The following is a 17,546-nucleotide window of genomic DNA, read 5'->3' on the forward strand; positions in this document are numbered from 1 at the left end:
GGCAAGCGAAGGCCCCCGGCGCCGACCACAGCACCGGGGGCCTTCCAAACTCCGCCTTGCTTACGCCTGCGGCAGGCGGTCCAACTGGGACTGGAGGCGGGTCATGTCTTCCTCCGCCTTGGCGAGACGGCCGCGGATCTTGTCGACGACCGCGTCCGGCGCCTTGGCGAGGAACGCCTCGTTGCCGAGCTTGGCGGTGGCGGCGGACTTTTCCTTCTCCGCCGCCGCGAGGTCCTTCGCCAGCCGCTTCCGCTCGGCGGCGACGTCGATCGTGCCGGAGAGGTCCAGCGCGACCTCCGCGCCCGCCACCGGCAGGGTCGCCGTCGCCGTGAAGGACTCCCCCTCCGGCTGGAGACGCAGGAGCTGACGGATCGCCGCCTCGTGCGGGGCGAGGGCGGTGCCGGTCAGGGTGAGACGCGCCGGGACGCGCTGACCGGGCTGCAGACCCTGGTCGGCGCGGAAGCGGCGGACCTCGGTGATGACCGACTGGAGCGACTCGATCTCCCGCTCGGCCGAGGCGTCACGGAAGCCGGAGTCCGTCGGCCACTCGGCGACGACCAGCGACTCCCCGCCCGTCAGCGTCGTCCACAGCGTCTCCGTGACGAACGGGACCACCGGGTGCAGCAGCTTGAGCGTGACGTCGAGGACCTCACCGAGGACCCGCTGGGAGACCTCGGCCGCCTCGCCGCCCGCCTGGAAGGTCGTCTTGGACAGCTCGACGTACCAGTCGAAGACCTCGTCCCACGCGAAGTGGAACAGCGCGTCCGAGAGCTTGGCGAACTGGTAGTCCTCGTAGAACGCGTCGACCTCGGCCACGACCGAGTTGAGGCGGGAGAGGATCCAGCGGTCGGTGGCGGACATCGCGGAGGCGTCCGGCAGCGGACCCTCGACCGTCGCGCCGTTCATCAGCGCGAAGCGCGTCGCGTTCCAGATCTTGTTGGCGAAGTTCCGCGAGCCCTGGACCCACTCCTCGCCGATCGGCACGTCGACGCCGGGGTTGGCGCCGCGCGCGAGGGTGAAGCGCAGCGCGTCGGAGCCGTACTTGTCCATCCAGTCCAGCGGGTTGACCGCGTTGCCGAAGGACTTCGACATCTTCTTGCCGAACTGGTCGCGGACCATGCCGTGCAGGGCGATGGTGTGGAACGGCGGGGTGCCGTCCATCGCGTAGAGACCGAACATCATCATCCGGGCGACCCAGAAGAAGAGGATGTCGTAGCCGGTGACCAGGACGGAGTTCGGGTAGAACTTCGCGAGCGACTCGGTCTGCTCGGGCCAGCCCAGGGTGGAGAAGGGCCACAGACCCGAGGAGAACCAGGTGTCGAGGACGTCGCTGTCCTGGTGCCAGCCCTCGCCCGTCGGCGGCTCCTCGTCGGGACCGACGCAGACGATCTCGCCGTTCGGGCCGTACCAGACCGGGATGCGGTGACCCCACCAGAGCTGGCGCGAGATGCACCAGTCGTGGAGGTTGTCGACCCAGTCGAAGTACCGCTTCTCCATCTCCTGCGGGTGGATCTTGACCTTGCCGTCGCGGACCGCGTCACCGGCGGCCTGGGCGAGCGGACCGACCTTGACCCACCACTGCATCGACAGGCGCGGCTCGATGGTGGTCTTGCAGCGCGAGCAGTGGCCCACCGAGTGGACGTAGGGCCGCTTCTCGGCGACGATCCGGCCCTCGGCGCGCAGCGCGGCGACGATGGCGGAGCGCGCCTCCAGGCGGTCCAGACCCTGGAAGGGACCGGGGGTGGTGATGACGGCGTGCTCGTCCATGACGGTGATGGACGGCAGGTCGTGCCGCTGGCCGATCTCGAAGTCGTTCGGGTCGTGCGCCGGGGTCACCTTGACGGCGCCGGTGCCGAACTCGGGGTCGACGTGCTCGTCGGCGACGACCGGGATGGAGCGGTCGGTCAGCGGGAGCTTGATCAGCCTGCCGATGAGGTGCTGGTAGCGCTCGTCGGAGGGGTGGACGGCGACGGCGGTGTCACCGAGCATCGTCTCGGCGCGGGTGGTGGCGACGACGATCGTCTCGTCGCCCTCGCCGTACTTCATGGAGACGAGCTCGCCGTCGTCGTCCTGGTACTCGACCTCGATGTCGGAGATCGCGGTCAGGCAGCGCGGGCACCAGTTGATGATGCGCTCGGCGCGGTAGATCAGCTCGTCGTCGTAGAGCCGCTTGAAGATGGTCTGGACGGCCTGGGAGAGACCCTCGTCCATGGTGAAGCGCTCGCGGGACCAGGCGACGCCGTCGCCGAGGCGGCGCATCTGGCCGGAGATCTGGCCGCCGGACTCGCCCTTCCACTGCCAGACGCGCTCGACGAACGCCTCACGGCCGAGGTCGTGGCGGGACTTGCCCTCCTTGCCCAGCTCGCGCTCGACGACGTTCTGCGTGGCGATGCCCGCGTGGTCCATGCCGGGCTGCCACAGCGTCTCGTACCCCTGCATCCGCTTGCGGCGGGTCAGGGCGTCGATGATCGTGTGCTCGAAGGCGTGGCCCAGGTGCAGGCTGCCGGTGACGTTGGGCGGGGGGATGACGACGGTGAAGGGCGGCTTGTCGCTCTTCGCGTCCGCCTCGAAGTAGCCCCGCTCTACCCAGCGCTCGTACAGCGGCCCCTCTACATCGGCCGGCGCGTACTGGGTCGGCAGTTCGGTGTCGGGCGCGGGTGGCTGCTGCTGAGCGTTCTCGGTCACGGGGGTCAGTTTAGAGGTGCCGCGGGGTGCTCCCGAAACGCGTTTGTTCTGTAACGGTGCGGCCCCCGGTGCCGTGCGCTCCCGGCGGCTGGGCCAGGATGGCGGGGACACAGGAGCGTGTGGAGGGGAACCGAGGAATGAGCAGCAACCAGCCGGGACCGTACGGCGGACCGCCCCAGCAGCCGGGTCCGTACGGCCCGCCGGCCGGGCAGCCCGGCCCGTACGCCCAGCCGGGCCCCTACGGACAGCAGCCGCCGCCCGCGCCCCGGCCCGGCTACGGCTATCCCCCGCAGGGCGGGGCTCCGGTACCGCCCCCGCCGCCCCCGCCCGGGACTCCGCAGCCCGGTTACGCCTACCCGCAGCCTGGTGGCGTGCCCCCGCAGCAGAACCCCTACGGGCAGCAGCCCCCGAACCCGTACGGCCAGCAGCAGCCGCCCTACGGCCCGCCGTCCTACGGCACTCCGCAGGCGCCGGTGCCCGCAGGCGGCAAGAAGCGGACGGGGCTGATCGTCGGGGCGGCCGTGGTGGCGGTCGCCGTGGTGGTGGGCGCGTTCTTCGCGTTCTCCGGCGGGGACGACAAGAACGGCTCGGTCGCGGACGACGGCCCGCACAAGCTGGTGACGCCCTCGCGGGTGCTCACCGAGTACCGCAAGGGCAAGAGCGACGCGGGCGCCATGACCCAGGACGACCTCAAGGACGCCGAGACCTGGGGCGTGCAGGACCCGAAGGACGTGACCGCCGAATACGCGGCGGGGAACGAGGCGAACCCGCTGAGCAAGAAGCTCATGGAGTTCGGCGGGGTCTACGGCACGATCGCGGACCCGGGCAGGACCGTGGACGCGATGTTCGCCTACCTGAAGGACCAGGGGAACAAGGACCCGGACAACAAGTACAAGCTGGAGGGCGAGCCGCAGACGTTCACGCCCTCCGCGCTCGGGGACGCCGTGCTCAAGTGCCAGCACGCCAAGGTGGCCACGAACAGCACCGCGAAGGGGATGCCCGACCAGATGACCGTCTCGGTCTGTGTGTGGGGCGACCACAGCACCATCGGCTTCGTGATGCCGATGGACATCGCCACGCTCGCGGCGGGGCGCCCCAGCGACCTGAGCGCGGACGCCGACCTGGTGGCGCGGCTGCGCAAGGAGATCCGCGTCGCGGCCTGACGGCTCACGCGAAACACGCGAAGGGCCCCCGTCCTCGCCGGACGGGGGCCCTTCGCGTGTCGTGTGCCGCGGGCTAGGCGGTCTTCTGCTCGCCCGTGCCCCGCCCCCGGGAGTCCCGGGGGATGAGGGTCGGGTTGACGTTGGAGTGCACGACGTCGGCCGTGATGACGACGCGGGCGACGTCCTTGCGGGACGGCACCTCGTACATCACCGACATCAGCACCTCCTCCATGATGGCGCGCAAGCCCCGCGCGCCGGTCTGGCGGAGGATCGCCTGGTCCGCGATGGCCTCCAGCGCCTCGCGCTCGAAGTCCAGCTCCACACCGTCGAGTTCGAACAGCCGCTGGTACTGCTTGACCAGGGCGTTGCGCGGCTCGACGAGGATCTTGAGCAGCGCCTCGCGGTCGAGGTTGTGCACCGAGGTGATGACCGGGAGACGGCCGATGAACTCGGGGATCATCCCGAACTTCACCAGGTCCTCGGGCATGATGTCCTCGAAGATGTCCTTGGCCGCCAGCTCGCGCTTGGAGCGGATCGTGGCGCCGAAGCCGATGCCCTTGGCACCCGCCCGCGCCTCGATGATCTTCTCCAGACCCGCGAAGGCACCGCCCACGATGAACAGCACGTTCGTCGTGTCGATCTGGATGAACTCCTGGTGCGGGTGCTTGCGCCCGCCCTGCGGCGGGACCGAGGCGGTGGTGCCCTCCAGGATCTTCAGCAGCGCCTGCTGGACGCCCTCGCCGCTCACGTCGCGGGTGATCGACGGGTTCTCGCTCTTGCGGGCCACCTTGTCGATCTCGTCGATGTAGATGATCCCGGTCTCGGCCTTCTTGACGTCGTAGTCGGCCGCCTGGATGAGCTTCAGGAGGATGTTCTCGACGTCCTCGCCGACGTAGCCCGCCTCGGTGAGCGCGGTGGCGTCCGCGATCGCGAAGGGGACGTTCAGCATGCGCGCCAGGGTCTGCGCGAGGAGGGTCTTGCCCGAGCCCGTGGGGCCGAGCAGCAGGATGTTCGACTTCGCCAGCTCGATGGCGTCCTCGCGGCCCTGCGCGCCGCCGTTCTCACCGGCCTGGACCCGCTTGTAGTGGTTGTACACCGCGACCGAGAGCGCCTTCTTGGCGGCCTCCTGGCCGACCACGTAGCCCTCGAGGAACTCGTAGATCTCGCGGGGCTTGGGCAGCTCCTCCCAGCGCACCTCGCTGGTCTCCGCGAGCTCTTCCTCGATGATCTCGTTGCAGAGATCGATGCACTCGTCGCAGATGTACACACCGGGCCCTGCGATGAGCTTCTTGACCTGCTTCTGGCTCTTGCCGCAGAACGAGCACTTGAGCAGATCGCCGCCGTCACCGATGCGTGCCACGGTGTGCTTCCCCTTCGCCTGGGAGACGCCGGGACGCTACCGGCCCCGCGACTCCTGGTGCTGCCTTATGTCCGACGGTACCTTGCCCGGGGCCGTGTTCGGGGCCCCCTTGGCAGGGTTCACTTTGACGTGGACCCTGCCAAAGCGGCCCAGAAGTGCACGGTCGCGGTCAGCGAACCGCCTCGTTGTTCATCTTGCGGGTGGAGATGATCTGGTCGACGAGGCCGTACTGCAGTGCCTCCTCGGCGGTGAGGATCTTGTCGCGCTCGATGTCCTCGCGGATCTTCTCGAGCGGCTGGTTGGAGTGCTTGGCCAGCATGTCCTCGAGCTGCTCACGCATCCGGGTGAACTCCTTGGCGATGATCTCCAGGTCGGAGAGCTGCCCACGGCCCGTGGAACCGGCCGGCTGGTGGATCAGCACGCGGGAGTTCGGCAGCGCCATGCGCTTGCCCGGGGTGCCGGCGGCCAGCAGGATCGCCGCGGCGGAGGCCGCCTGGCCCATGCACACCGTCTGGATGTCGGGCTTCACGAACTGCATGGTGTCGTAGATGGCCGTGAGGGCCGTCATGTCACCGCCGGGGCTGTTGATGTAGATCGAGATGTCGCGGTCCGGGTCCATCGACTCCAGGCACAGGAGCTGCGCCATGACGTCGTTGGCGGAGGCGTCGTCGATCTGCACGCCGAGGAAGATCACGCGCTCTTCGAAGAGCTTCGCGTACGGGTCGTACTCGCGGACGCCCTGGGAGGTGCGCTCGACGAAACGGGGAATGATGTAACGGCTGTCGGGGCGGGGGCCCTCGTACATACCGCTGGCGGCGCCGGGGAAGTTGCTCATGGGGTGTTCACCGTCCTGGTGGCGTTCTGGGGGCTTTCAGTGGTGGCGGTGCGTGGCGCGGACGGGCCGGTCAGGCACCGGTGCCGCCGCCACCCGGAACACCCGAGGCGTGCGTGATGATCTCGTCGATGAGACCGTACTCCTTGGCCTCCTCCGGGGTGAACCAGCGGTCGCGGTCGCCGTCGCGGATGATCGCCTCGACCGTCTGCCCGGAGTGCTGGGCGGTCAGCTCGGACATGCGCTTCTTGGTGCGCAGCAGGTACTCGGCCTGGATCTTGATGTCCGAGACCGTACCGCCGAGGCCCGCGGAGCCCTGGTGCATCATGATGTCCGCGTGCGGCAGCGCGAAGCGCTTGCCCGCGGCGCCGCCGGTGAGCAGGAACTGGCCCATGGAGGCCGCCATGCCCATCGCGATCGTGACCACGTCGTTCGGGATGTACTGCATGGTGTCGTAGATCGCCATGCCGGCCGTCACCGAGCCGCCGGGGCTGTTGATGTAGAGGTAGATGTCCTTCTCGGGGTCGGCCGCGAGGAGGAGCAACTGAGCGGTGATCTTGTTGGCGATGTCGTCGTCGACCTGCTGGCCGAGGAAGATGATCCGCTCGCCCAGCAGCCGGTTGTAGACCTGGTCGCCGAGGCCACCGCCGATGGAGGGCTCGCCGGCGGCGGTAGGCATCAGATTCGTCACGTATCCACCTGCTCGTCTTACGACGGCGCCGGGCCGTCTCACGTAGTCCTGCCGGGGTTTGGTGGGGGTGCTCCCCCGCGCCCCGTATTCATGGACCCTAACGCTCTGGTCCCCCGGGGGAATCCCGGAGAAGCGGGTGTTCGCCTCCGGCGTATTGCCATGGGGGGTGCAGTGCGTTGTCCCGTGCCGGTGCGTTGTGGCTCCGCCGGGTGTGTGGTGACGGTCGTGTCCGGGTGCGGCGCGTGGTCGCTTCTCGCGCAGTTCCCCGCGCCCCCGAAAGACAAAGACAAAGAAAAGACAGGTCCGCTGCTCTCAGGTATGCCACAGGGCCCCCCGGAGACGCGCTCCGCGGGGGCCCTGGTCTGGCTGAGGTGCCGGGGGGGGATCAGCCCTCGGTCTTCTCCTCGGCGGTCTCGGTGACCGTCTCGGTCTCCTCGTCCTCGTCGTCCAGGTCGACGACCTCGCCGTTGGTGTCCTTCACCGTGGCGGACTCGACCACGACGGCCAGGGCCTTGCCGCGGGCGACCTCGCCGACGAGCAGCGGAACCTGGCCGCCCTCGACGACGGCCTGGGCGAACTGGTCGGGGGACATGCCGGAGGAGGCGGCGCGGCGCATGAGGTGCTCGGTGAGCTCCTCCTGGTTGACGCCCAGGTTCTCCTTCTTCACCAGCTCGTCGAGGACGAACTGGGTCTTGATGCCCTTGACCGCGGCCTCGCGGGTCTCGGTGTCGAACTCCTCGGCGGTCTTGCCCTGGATCTCCAGGTACTTGTCGAGGGTCAGACCCATCTGGCCGAGCTGGTGGTGCTCCAGGTTGTGCTTGCGGGTGTTGACCTCGTCCTCGAGCAGCTTCTCGGGGACCGGGACCTCGACCAGCTCAAGGAGCTTCTCCAGCACGCGCTCCTGGGCCTGGGTGGCCTGGTCGTACTGCTTCATGTTGGCCAGGCGCTTGCGGCTGTCGGCCTTCAGCTCGTCCAGGGTGTCGAACTCGGAGGCGAGCTGCGCGAACTCGTCGTCCAGCTCGGGCAGTTCACGGGCGGCGACCTGGGTGACCTTGACGGTGACCTCGGCGTCGCGACCGGCGGCGGAGCCGCCCTTCAGCTCGGAGGTGAAGGTGGCCTCCTCGCCGGCGGACAGGCCCTTGACGGCCTCGTCGATGCCGTCGAGCAGCTCGCCCGAGCCGATGGTGTAGGACACGCCCTCGGCGACGCCGTCCTCGAGGACCTCGCCGTCGACCTTGGCGGTCAGGTCGATGGTGACCACGTCGCCGTCCCCGGCGGCGCGCTCGACCGGGGAGGTGGAGGCGAAGCGCTCACGGAGCTGCTCGACGGACTTCTCCACGTCCTCGTCGGTGACCTCGACGGCGTCGACCTCGACCTCGATGCCGGAGTAGTCCGGGATCTCGAGGGCGGGGCGGATGTCGACCTCGGCGGTGAAGTTCAGCGTCTCGCCGTCCTTCAGCTCGGTGATGTCGACCTCGGGCTGGCCCAGCGGGCTCAGCTCGGCCTCGTTGACCGCCTCGGTGTAGAACTTCGGGAGCGCGTCGTTGACGGCCTCCTCCAGCACGGCGCCACGACCGAACCGCTGGTCGATGACCCGGGCCGGGATCTTGCCCTTGCGGAAGCCCTTCACCGTGACCTGCTGGTTGATCTTCTTGTACGCCGCGTCGAGGCTGTCCTTGAGCTCCTCGAAGGGCACCTCGACAGTGAGCCGAACCCGGGTCGGGTTCAGGGTCTCCACGGCGCTCTTCACGGTTCGGTCTCCTTGTGGCTGACTTCTTGGGTTCTGCCGGAGCCAGCGAGGCCCGGCGGATAGCCGCCCGGAGGAGTACGTAAGCCATGAGGCCGGGCACACGGGCGCGCAGCTTGCATAGTAACCGCAGCCGGTCAGCGCCCCAAAAGGCGATCATCACAACGCCGTGAGCCGTGGTCGGGGTGGCGGGATTTGAACCCACGGCCTTCCGCTCCCAAAGCGGACGCGCTACCAAGCTGCGCCACACCCCGTCTGGTGCGAGACGTAGGGTACATGCCCCGGCCACCTGCGGCGCCCGCGTAAAGAGAGGGGCGCGCGGACACCCGCGCCGGGCGGCACGTTGGCCTCCGCGTCGGGGGACCCGCTACGATGCTCCCGTGCGCCGGTCACCGACCGGTGGCGCGCTCTCGCGGGCGTAGCTCAATGGTAGAGCCCTAGTCTTCCAAACTAGCTACGCGGGTTCGATTCCCGTCGCCCGCTCCACACGGCTCGGGGCCGGGTCGGAGGCATCGTCCTCCGCCCGGCCCCGACGCGTTTCGGAAGCGGTCAGAAGCTGATCGAGTTGATCGTCTCCGCTATCGAGTTCATGAAGCGGCTGATGGACGGCGCCATGCCGGTCGAGGCGAGGAAGAACCCGAAGAGGATCGCCACGATGGCCGGTCCTGCCTTGATGTTCCCTCCCCGGATCAGCACTACAAGGATGATCGCCAACAGCAGCACCACAGACAGTGAAATGGCCACAACTGATCACACCCTCGGTCGGTCGGCGCTCCGGGACCGGAGGCACCGCCGTGCGCACCTCCGCCAGAACCATCGTGCCACCAACAGGGCCCCGGTATGCGGCTCGTGACACATCGTCGGCAGTTCGTCCGCCAACGGGCCCGCGACACGCGCGATTTCAGCCGCGCCCCGGGTACCTCCCCCGGCACTCTCCGTACGTCTTCCGCGTACGCCTTCCGCGCGCGTGCGCGCGGCTAATTCCCCGGGTTCGTTTCCGCATCCACACATCTGGCGCGCAGGTATTTCGAATTGCCGTCACAGTGACGGCGAATGCCCGCTTTAGTCCGGATGAATCGGGACATCACGGGTGAACGAACGCCATGAATGTGCCTGTCATCACGCCGTCCGGGCAGGCAAGTTATGCGATTCACGGGGTATCCGAGCGCGATAACCAGGAATGACCTCGGTGGTTTTACGTATTCGCACACTCGACGCTAGGGTGCCAGAGATGTTTGACGCCGCCCCGTCCCTAGGCCAGAACCGCAGGCCACTGCCACCGGCCCAGCCGCCGGCCGGCAAGGTGCCCGGTCCCCGTACTCCGATGAGCGAGCAGCTCGGGAAGGCGCAGGCGGACAGACCCGTCAAACAACGCGATTCCTTCTACGACAACGCCAAGTACCTGGCGATCGTGCTCGTGGCGATGGGCCACGCGTGGGAGCCGCTGCAGGACGGCAGCCGGACGGTCCAGGCTCTCTACGGCTTCGTCTTCGCCTTCCACATGCCCGCGTTCATCGTCATCTCCGGCTATTTCTCCCGGAGTTTCGACATGCGGCCGGACCGGCTCAAGCGGCTGGTCACCGGCGTGGTCGTGCCGTACGTCGTCTTCGAGGCGGCGTACTCGCTGTTTCGCAACCACTTCACGGGCGAGAGCGGCGACATCAGTCTGCTGGACCCCTGGTACATGACGTGGTTCCTGGCGGCGCTGTTCGTGTGGCGGCTGACGACGCCGCTGTGGAAGCTGATCCGCTGGCCGCTGCCGGTGGCCACGGGCATCGCGATGCTCGCCGCGGTCAGCCCCTCCATAGGCGACGACCTCGACCTCCAGCGCGTGCTGCAGTTCCTGCCGTACTTTGTGCTCGGTCTGTGTCTGAAGCCGGAGCACTTCAAGCTGGTGCGGCGCCGGTCGGTGCGGATCGCCGCGCTGCCGGTGTTCGCGGCGGCTCTCGCGGTCTCCTGGTGGGCGGCGCCGCGGATGAACGCCGCGTGGTTCTACCACCGTGACTCCGCGCAGGAGCTGGGCGCGCCGTGGTGGTGCGGTCCGCTGATGACGCTGGGGATGCTGGCCTGCTCGACCGTGCTGACCGCCTGCTTCTTCGCCTGGGTGCCGGGCCGCAAGCTGTGGTTCACGGCGCTGGGCGCGGGCACCCTCTACGGCTATCTGCTGCACGGCTTCCTGGTGCGACTGGCCCGCTACCAGGACTGGTACGACCACGGCTGGCTGCACGGTCCGCTCGGGGAGATCGCGGCGACGGTGATCGCGGCGGCCGTCATCACGGTGCTGTGCACCAAGCCGGTCCAACGGGTGTTCCGGTGCGTGATGGAGCCGAAGATGGAGTGGGCGTTCAAGCAGGACCCGGCGGAACAGGCGCGGCTGCGCCAGCAGAAGAGCGAGCGGGAGCGCGCCCGGGCGGTGCCGGAGCCCGCGGCCAAGAAGACCCGCGAGACGGCCGACGCCTAGGACCTGTCTCCGCTCACTCCCCCGGACCGGGATCCGGCTCCAGACCGAGAAGCGCACGCATCCGCGTGTACTTCTCGGTCAGTCGTTTCCGGGTCGCCTCGTCCAGGACGGCGAGCCGGGCGGGGTCGGCGTTGTGGGCGAGGTCTGCCTGTTTGACCAGCAGGGCGCCCGGGGTGGCGAGGACGCGCCCGGCGTACGCCTCGGGCGGCTCGCCGGGGCGTCTGGTGAGGGCTCGTACGATCGCCTTCGTGCGCGGGGTGAGGGCGGCTCCGGTCAGCCATTCCTCGCTCAGGGCGTCGTCCTCGACGGCGTCGTGGAGCCAGGCGGCGGCGAGCTGTTCGGCGTCGCCGCCCCGCTGCCGTACGCCCTCCGCGACGGCGGCGAGGTGTTCGGCGTAGGGGCGGCCCGCCTTGTCCGTCTGGCGGGCGTGGGCGGCGCGGGCGAGGGTCTCGACCTGGGCGGGTGTGAGGAGTTCGTCGTCCATGGACGGCTCCTAGCGTGAAGTGGCGGACGCCTCGCGGCAGATGAGCAGCAGGGCGCGGTCGTCGTTGACGTCCTTGGCGACGGCCTCGATGAGGTGCCAGGCGGCACCGTGGAAGCCGCCCGCGACATAGCGGTCGGCCTCTCCGGTGAGGCGGTCGATGCCCTCGACGATGTCGCGGTCGGAGGTCTCGACCAGCCCGTCGGTGAAGAGCATCAGCACGTCGCCGGGGCGCAGCGAGCCCTTCACGGAGTCGAACTGGGCGCCGTCGTACACCCCGAGGAGGGGACCCTCGGCGGCCTTCTCCTCCCAGCGGCCGTTGCCCGCGCAGAGCTGGAGACCCGGCGGATGCCCCGCGGAGTACAGCTCGTAGTCCCCGGAGTCGAGGTCGAGGACGAGGTGGATGGAGGTGGCGAAGCCCTCGTCCCAGTCCTGGCGCAGCAGGTAGCCGTTGGCGGCGGTCAGGAAGGCGTGCGGGGGCAGGGAGCCGATGAGACCGCCGAAGGCGCCGGACAGGAGCAGGGCGCGGGAGCCCGCGTCCATGCCCTTGCCGGAGACGTCGGTGAGGACGACCTCCAGGGTGCGGCCGCCGTTGGTGCGGGCCGCGACGACGAAGTCGCCGGAGAAGGACTGGCCGCCTGCCGGGCGCAGGGCCATCTCCTGGTGCCAGCCGGGCGGGAGTTTGGGCAGCTCGCTCTGGGCGCGGATGCGTTCGCGCAGGTCGAAGAGCATGGTGCCGCCGCGCCGCCAGGGCACGCCGACCCGGCTGCGGAACTGCGCGGTGAGCAGCCCGAAGAAGCCGCACGCGGCGACGACGAGGACGACGCCGGGGGTGACTCTGGAGGGTCCCTCGGTGTACGGCCCGAGGCTCACGGACTCGACGATGAGCGCGGTGGCGGCGGCCGCGTACAGCCCGAGGAGGCTGGCCGGGCGCAGCACCAGACCGCCCGCGACGATGGGCAGGACGAGGGTGGCGGGTGAGCACCAGACGGAGTTGCCCAGTGTCATCGCCATGAGGACGGGAATGGTGACGAGGAGGCCGACGAGGGCGATCCAGTCGGGGCCGTCGCCGCGGAAGTAGTCCACGGCGCTTCGGCGCAGCGCGACCCGCACCCGGTGCCACTGCATCTTGCACCGGGCCGTGAACGTCTCGGCCTTCGCGCGCCGCTCTCCTGCTGCCATCAGTTCGCGACCCTATCCATCGGACCAGCCGCTTGGCACGGGAGGTCCCACTTGTCCCCCGTGCGAGGCTCCACTTGGTGTTTCCACCGCACATTGGCGTTTCAACTACACAGTGAACGGTACGGAGCGCGTTCGCGCTGCCACCCGGCGGAAATTGGCCGTTCCGTCATCAACGGGCGCGGCGCGGGCCGGGGTTGGTCAGCCCTTCTGGCAGGTGGGGCACCAGAAGAGGTTGCGGGCGGCGAGCCCGGCGGTGCGGATCTCCGTGCCGCAGACGTGGCAGGGCAGCGTGGCCCGGCGGTAGACGTAGACCTCGCCGCCGTGGTCGTCGACGCGGGGCGGGCGGTTCATGGCCTCGGGGGTGTGTTCGGGGCGCACGGTGTCGATGCGGTTGTCGCGCACGCCCTCGCGCATGAGGTCCACGAGGTCGGTCCAGATCGCGTCCCACTCGGCGGGGGTGATGTCCTTGCCCGCGCGGTAGGGGTCGATGCCGTGCCGGAAGAGGACCTCGGCTCGGTATACGTTCCCGACGCCCGCGATGACCTTCTGGTCCATGAGGAGTGCGGCGATCGTCGTACGGCTGCGGCGGACGCGGGCACAGGCGGCGTCCGGGTCGGCGTCGGCGCGCAGCGGGTCGGGGCCGAGCCGGTCGTGGACGGCGCGCTTCTCGTCGTCGGTGATGAGGGCGCAGGTGGTGGGACCGCGCAGGTCCAGGTACCCGGTGTCGTTCGCCAGGCGCAGCCGGACGGTGTCGGTGGGCGGGGGCGCGGGGGCGGGTCCGAGGGTGACCTTGCCGAAGAGTCCGAGGTGGATGTGGACCCAGTCGGTGTCGCGGAAGCGGAGGAAGAGGTGCTTGCCGTGGGCTTCGGTGGCGGTCAGCTCCGCGCCGTCGAGCAGCGCCGCGGCGTCGGCGAACTTGCCCTGGGGGCTGCTGACCCGGGGGGCGGTGCCTTCGAAGCGCTCGGCGCAGTCCTGCGCCAGGCGGTGGATGGTGTGCCCTTCTGGCACGGCCGGGGCGTCCTTCCTGCCGGTGTTCCTGCTGCTGCTCCGCCGGGTGCCCGGTCCCCGTCACCCGGCCGCCCGCCGCGCCCGGGTGACGGGTGCGGCGGGCGGTGGGTACGGCGGGACGGGCCCGGTGCTTACGACTGGGGGTGGTGCGCCGGGATGGGCGGCAGTTCGCCGGTGTTCTCGTAGTTCGTCAGCATGTCGATGCGGCGCATGTGACGCTCGTCACCGGAGAAGGGGGTGTTGAGGAACACCTCGACGAACTTGGTCGCCTCCTCCTCGGTGTGCATCCGCGCGCCCACCGCGACGACGTTGGCGTTGTTGTGCTGGCGGCCGAGGGCGGCGGTCTCCTCGCTCCAGGCGAGGGCGGCGCGCACCCCCTTGACCTTGTTGGCGGCGATCTGCTCGCCGTTGCCGGAGCCGCCGATCACGATGCCGAGGGCGCCCGGGTCGGCAGCCGTGCGCTTCGCGGCCCGGAGGCAGAAGGGCGGGTAGTCGTCCTGGGCGTCGTAGATGTGCGGCCCGCAGTCGACGGGCTCGTGCCCCGCCGCCTTCAGCCAGTCGACGAGGTGGTTCTTGAGTTCGTAGCCCGCATGGTCGGAGCCGAGATACACGCGCATGTACCGAGTGTGACACGCCCGATTCCGGGCAGCAGCTCCGGGTTCGACAGGAGATATGTGAGCCACACCATAGAAGCTCAAGAAAACCTCAAGTAACAATCCGGATTCAGAGGTTCCCGAATTCGTTTCCCTCGGATTCACTGAACCGCCTCGTACACCGCTCGTGCGAGGCCCCGTACTCCGTCGTTTCACACGACCCCCCACGGGTCGAACGGGAAATGCACCACAGGCGCAAAGGAAATCCGTCCATGACCCCTGGTTCCGGACTTCAAGCAGGACTCAAGAACCGCCATCTGTCGATGATCGCGATCGGTGGCGTGATCGGTGCCGGACTGTTCGTCGGCTCCAGTTCCGGTATCGCCACCGCGGGACCCGGCATCCTGCTGTCCTACGCCCTCGTCGGCACGCTCGTCGTCCTCGTGATGCGGATGCTGGGCGAGATGTCGGCGGCCAACCCGACCTCCGGCTCCTTCTCGGCCCACGCCGACCGCGCGCTGGGCCGCTGGGCGGGCTTCTCGATCGGCTGGCTCTACTGGTTCTTCTGGGTCGTCGTGCTCGCCGTCGAGGCGACCGCCGGCGCGGGCATCCTGCACGGGTGGATACCGGCCGTGCCGCAATGGGGCTGGGCCCTGATCGTGATGGCCGTGCTGACGGCCACGAACCTGGTCTCCGTCGGTTCCTACGGCGAGTTCGAGTTCTGGTTCGCCGGGATCAAGGTCGTCGCGATCGGCGCGTTCATCGTGATCGGCGCGCTGGCGGTGTTCGGCGTGCTGCCGGGCGTGCACAGCGACAAGGCCGGGCTGTCGAACCTGACCGCGCACGGTGGCTTCCTGCCGCACGGTCCGGGCGCGATCCTCACCGGTGTGCTGCTGGTCGTGTTCTCCTTCATGGGCAGCGAGATCGCCACGCTGGCGGCCGGCGAGTCGGAGAACCCGCAGCGTGCGGTCACCAAGTCGACCAACAGCATCATCTGGCGCATCGGCGTCTTCTACCTGGGCTCGATCCTCGTCGTGGTCTCGCTGCTGCCGTGGAACGACCCGTCGATCGCGAAGGACGGCTCGTACGTCGCCGCGCTCGGCTCGCTGGGCATCCCGCACGCCGACCAGATCATGCAGTTCATCGTGCTGACCTCGGTGCTGTCCTGCCTCAACTCGGGTCTGTACACCGCGTCCCGCATGGCGTTCTCGCTCGGTGAGCGTGGTGACGCGCCGAAGGCGTTCGCCCGCACCAACTCCCGCGGTGTGCCGATGGCGGCGATCCTCGCGTCCGTCGCGTTCGGCTTCCTCGCGGTGTTCTTCAACTACGCCTACCCGAAGACGGTCTTCCTCTTCCTGGTCAACTCCAGCGGTGCGGTCGCGCTCTTCGTGTGGCTGGTGATCTGCTTCTCGCAGCTCCGGATGCGGAAGATCATCCAGCGTGAGGCGCCGGAGAAGCTCGTCGTGAAGATGTGGCTGTACCCGTACCTCACCTGGGCGACGGCCGCGCTGATCGTCTTCGTCCTCGGCTACATGCTCACCGACACGAAGGGCGAGAGCAGTGGCCGCGTGACGGTTCTGCTGTCCCTGGGCGTGGCGGCGGTCGTGATCATCGTCGCCCTGCTCAAGCAGAAGCTGACCGCCGACCGCCCGGCCCTGGCGGCCGAGACGGCGGCCTCCGGCCAGGAGGACGCGGAGAAGGTCACGACGGCCTGATCTCCGGCCCGGTCCGAGAAAGCCCGGCACCACGAGGGATTCCCTCGTGGTGCCGGGCTTTTCGGGTCTTCGGGCGCCGCCTAGCCTTCCCCGCATGGTGTCGCAGTGCTTCGTCGACGTGGGTACGGTCCGGCTCGCCTACCGGGTGTCGGGACCGCCGGACGCTCCGCCCGTGGTCCTGCTGCCCGCCCTCGGGGAGGTGGCGGACGACTGGGACGCGGTGGCGGCGGAGCTGGCGGGCGGGCGGCGGGTGTACGCGCTCGACCTGCGGGGGCACGGGGACAGCGACTGGCCCGGTGAGTACTCCGTGGAGCTCATGCGGGCCGACGTCCTGGGCTTCCTGGACGCGCTGGGGCTGGAACGGGCCGATCTCGTCGGGCACTCGCTCGGCGGCCTGGTGGCCTGCCTCTTCGCGGCGGCGCATCCCGGCCGGGTGGCCCGGCTGGTCCTGGAGGACATCGGCGTACCGCGCCCCCGGCCCGCCGTCACGCCCGAGCGCCCGGACGGCGAGCTGCGCTTCGACTGGGCGATGGTGCGGGCCGTGCGGGCGCAGATCGACACACCGCCCGCCGGCTGGGCTGCGGCCCCCCGCGGCATCACCGCCGCGACCCTGGTCGTGGCCGGGGGCCCGCAGAGCCATGTGCCGCAGGACGCCGTCGCCGAGCTGGCCCGGCTGATTCCCGGCGCGCGGCTGGTCACCATCCCTGTCGGACATCTGGTCCATCATGCGGCGCCGAAGGCGTTCACCGGGGCGGTGGCCGCGTTCCTGGGGGTCACACGGAGCGCTCCCGCCCGGTGAGCGGGGGACATGGCAAAGGGCCCGCCGGGAACGTGGCGGGCCCTTGCGAGGGGGTTCAGCGCTTGGACGTGAGCTTCCAGGCCGTCGGCAGGAGACCCATGGCCAGGGCGGCCTTCAGGGCGTCGCCGATCAGGAAGGGGGTGAGACCCGCGGCGATGGCCTGGGTCAGGGACATGTGGGCGGCCAGCGCCAGGTACGGGACGCCGATCGCGTAGATGATCGCCTCGCCGAGGAGCATCGTGCCCGCCATGCGCAGCGGGGAGCGGTCCGCGCCGCGGCGGGCGAGGGCGCCGACGGCGGCGGAGGCGAGGATCATGCCGAGGACGTAGCCGAAGGAGACCGCACCGGCGCCCGAGCCACCGCCCGCGAACCACGGCACGCCGACGACGCCCGCGACCGCGTACAGCGCGAGGGAGAGGACGCCGCGGCGGGCGCCGAGCGCGGTGCCGACGAGCAGCGCGGCGAAGGTCTGGCCGGTCACCGGGACCGGGGAGCCCGGCACCGGGACGGCGATCTGGGCCGCGAGACCGGTGAGGACGGCGCCGCCGAGCACGAGGGCGGCGTCGCGCACGCGGGACGCTGGGATGAGGTCGGCGAGGACTGCGCCGGGGCGAGCGATGACGCTGGCGGTGCTCATGGGGACTCCGCGGGTGTGTGGGCAGGTGACAACTCATCGACGCTATACCGGTGGCCAACCCCCGATCACCGTCCGCGCTCGACAAAGGCGTGAACAGGCGCTTGGTGGGCTCCGGACAAAGGATGCCGGTTACACCGGGATCGGGGTGATGCCCGTCACCCCGGCGGGGTGGCCCGGGGCACCCCGGTAAGT

Annotated in this window: 15 protein-coding genes and 2 tRNA genes; 5 read left to right on the forward strand and 12 right to left on the reverse strand. The window is 69.6% G+C overall.

The features are described from left to right. Positions 1 to 60: 60 nt before the first annotated feature. On the reverse strand, positions 61 to 2,685 hold the full coding sequence (locus IF655_RS23890; protein WP_199587158.1) for a valine--tRNA ligase: 2,625 nt from the start codon (positions 2,683 to 2,685) through the stop codon (positions 61 to 63). Between the two features lie 137 nt (positions 2,686 to 2,822). Between IF655_RS23890 and IF655_RS23895 the strand changes: the two genes are divergently transcribed. After that, complete coding sequence (locus tag IF655_RS23895) at positions 2,823 to 3,848, forward strand: hypothetical protein (RefSeq protein ID WP_199587159.1); 1,026 nt, start codon at positions 2,823 to 2,825, stop codon at positions 3,846 to 3,848. A gap of 73 nt (positions 3,849 to 3,921) precedes the next feature. Here IF655_RS23895 and clpX read toward each other — a convergent pair whose 3' ends face one another. From clpX to IF655_RS23920, 5 genes are all read right to left on the reverse strand, one after another. Beyond that, positions 3,922 to 5,208: an ATP-dependent Clp protease ATP-binding subunit ClpX gene (gene clpX, locus IF655_RS23900; protein ID WP_199587160.1), complete on the reverse strand. Its 1,287-nt coding sequence runs from the start codon at positions 5,206 to 5,208 to the stop codon at positions 3,922 to 3,924. Between the two features lie 169 nt (positions 5,209 to 5,377). Then, positions 5,378 to 6,043, reverse strand: a complete 666-nt coding sequence (locus IF655_RS23905) for an ATP-dependent Clp protease proteolytic subunit (RefSeq protein ID WP_199587161.1) — start codon at positions 6,041 to 6,043, stop codon at positions 5,378 to 5,380. A 70-nt stretch (positions 6,044 to 6,113) separates the two neighbouring features. Then, a complete protein-coding gene (locus IF655_RS23910; protein WP_031182283.1) occupies positions 6,114 to 6,719 on the reverse strand; it encodes an ATP-dependent Clp protease proteolytic subunit in 606 nt (201 codons plus the stop codon). A 397-nt stretch (positions 6,720 to 7,116) separates the two neighbouring features. Then, positions 7,117 to 8,481: a trigger factor gene (gene tig, locus IF655_RS23915; RefSeq protein ID WP_199587162.1), complete on the reverse strand. Its 1,365-nt coding sequence runs from the start codon at positions 8,479 to 8,481 to the stop codon at positions 7,117 to 7,119. A gap of 174 nt (positions 8,482 to 8,655) precedes the next feature. Next, positions 8,656 to 8,732 (reverse strand) — tRNA-Pro (locus IF655_RS23920). Positions 8,733 to 8,890: 158 nt separating this feature from the next. Between IF655_RS23920 and IF655_RS23925 the strand changes: the two genes are divergently transcribed. Beyond that, a tRNA-Gly gene (locus tag IF655_RS23925) sits at positions 8,891 to 8,964 on the forward strand. Positions 8,965 to 9,027: 63 nt separating this feature from the next. On the opposite strand, the gene IF655_RS23930 is transcribed toward IF655_RS23925, so the two are convergent. After that, complete coding sequence (locus tag IF655_RS23930) at positions 9,028 to 9,222, reverse strand: hypothetical protein (RefSeq protein ID WP_018545110.1); 195 nt, start codon at positions 9,220 to 9,222, stop codon at positions 9,028 to 9,030. Positions 9,223 to 9,802: 580 nt separating this feature from the next. Here IF655_RS23930 and IF655_RS23935 point away from each other — a divergent pair. After that, the gene (locus IF655_RS23935) at positions 9,803 to 10,939 is read left to right on the forward strand and encodes an acyltransferase family protein (protein WP_242488907.1); all 1,137 of its coding nucleotides are present in this window, start codon (positions 9,803 to 9,805) and stop codon (positions 10,937 to 10,939) included. A gap of 13 nt (positions 10,940 to 10,952) precedes the next feature. On the opposite strand, the gene IF655_RS23940 is transcribed toward IF655_RS23935, so the two are convergent. The 4 genes from IF655_RS23940 to IF655_RS23955 all read right to left on the reverse strand — a co-directional run bounded on the left by IF655_RS23940 (position 10,953) and on the right by IF655_RS23955 (position 14,227). Continuing rightward, complete coding sequence (locus IF655_RS23940) at positions 10,953 to 11,423, reverse strand: HD domain-containing protein (RefSeq protein ID WP_199587164.1); 471 nt, start codon at positions 11,421 to 11,423, stop codon at positions 10,953 to 10,955. 9 nt (positions 11,424 to 11,432) lie between these two features. Next, entirely contained in the window at positions 11,433 to 12,602 is a 1,170-nt protein-coding gene (locus tag IF655_RS23945; RefSeq protein WP_199587165.1) for a PP2C family protein-serine/threonine phosphatase, read from the reverse strand. Between the two features lie 198 nt (positions 12,603 to 12,800). After that, on the reverse strand, positions 12,801 to 13,610 hold the full coding sequence (locus tag IF655_RS23950; RefSeq protein WP_199587166.1) for an Fpg/Nei family DNA glycosylase: 810 nt from the start codon (positions 13,608 to 13,610) through the stop codon (positions 12,801 to 12,803). A 131-nt stretch (positions 13,611 to 13,741) separates the two neighbouring features. Beyond that, positions 13,742 to 14,227: a ribose-5-phosphate isomerase gene (locus IF655_RS23955; protein WP_199587167.1), complete on the reverse strand. Its 486-nt coding sequence runs from the start codon at positions 14,225 to 14,227 to the stop codon at positions 13,742 to 13,744. A 248-nt stretch (positions 14,228 to 14,475) separates the two neighbouring features. On the opposite strand from IF655_RS23955, the gene IF655_RS23960 reads away from it, so the two are divergent. Further along, positions 14,476 to 15,918, forward strand: a complete 1,443-nt coding sequence (locus IF655_RS23960) for an amino acid permease (protein WP_199587168.1) — start codon at positions 14,476 to 14,478, stop codon at positions 15,916 to 15,918. A gap of 94 nt (positions 15,919 to 16,012) precedes the next feature. Then, positions 16,013 to 16,717: an alpha/beta fold hydrolase gene (locus tag IF655_RS23965; RefSeq protein ID WP_199587169.1), complete on the forward strand. Its 705-nt coding sequence runs from the start codon at positions 16,013 to 16,015 to the stop codon at positions 16,715 to 16,717. A 55-nt stretch (positions 16,718 to 16,772) separates the two neighbouring features. Here the strand turns inward: IF655_RS23965 and IF655_RS23970 are convergent, their stop codons facing one another. Further along, positions 16,773 to 17,354 (reverse strand): biotin transporter BioY, encoded by a 582-nt coding sequence (locus IF655_RS23970; RefSeq protein ID WP_199587170.1) that lies wholly within the window; start codon positions 17,352 to 17,354, stop codon positions 16,773 to 16,775. Positions 17,355 to 17,546: the final 192 nt, after the last annotated feature.

This window comes from Streptomyces sp. DSM 110735, from assembly GCF_016482685.1.
In the GTDB taxonomy this organism is placed as follows: domain Bacteria; phylum Actinomycetota; class Actinomycetes; order Streptomycetales; family Streptomycetaceae; genus Streptomyces.

Excerpts from the sequence above, each read along its gene's own strand:
- IF655_RS23945 (WP_199587165.1), bottom strand. The coding sequence starts at position 12,602 with ATGGCAGCAGGAGAGCGGCGCGCGAAGGCCGAGACGTTCACGGCCCGG.
- IF655_RS23905 (WP_199587161.1), bottom strand. The coding sequence starts at position 6,043 with ATGAGCAACTTCCCCGGCGCCGCCAGCGGTATGTACGAGGGCCCCCGC.
- IF655_RS23970 (WP_199587170.1), bottom strand. The coding sequence starts at position 17,354 with ATGAGCACCGCCAGCGTCATCGCTCGCCCCGGCGCAGTCCTCGCCGAC.
- IF655_RS23910 (WP_031182283.1), bottom strand. The coding sequence starts at position 6,719 with ATGCCTACCGCCGCCGGCGAGCCCTCCATCGGCGGTGGCCTCGGCGAC.
- IF655_RS23965 (WP_199587169.1), top strand. The coding sequence starts at position 16,013 with ATGGTGTCGCAGTGCTTCGTCGACGTGGGTACGGTCCGGCTCGCCTAC.
- IF655_RS23895 (WP_199587159.1), top strand. The coding sequence starts at position 2,823 with ATGAGCAGCAACCAGCCGGGACCGTACGGCGGACCGCCCCAGCAGCCG.
- IF655_RS23935 (WP_242488907.1), top strand. The coding sequence starts at position 9,803 with ATGAGCGAGCAGCTCGGGAAGGCGCAGGCGGACAGACCCGTCAAACAA.
- IF655_RS23940 (WP_199587164.1), bottom strand. The coding sequence starts at position 11,423 with ATGGACGACGAACTCCTCACACCCGCCCAGGTCGAGACCCTCGCCCGC.
- IF655_RS23955 (WP_199587167.1), bottom strand. The coding sequence starts at position 14,227 with ATGCGCGTGTATCTCGGCTCCGACCATGCGGGCTACGAACTCAAGAAC.
- IF655_RS23960 (WP_199587168.1), top strand. The coding sequence starts at position 14,476 with ATGACCCCTGGTTCCGGACTTCAAGCAGGACTCAAGAACCGCCATCTG.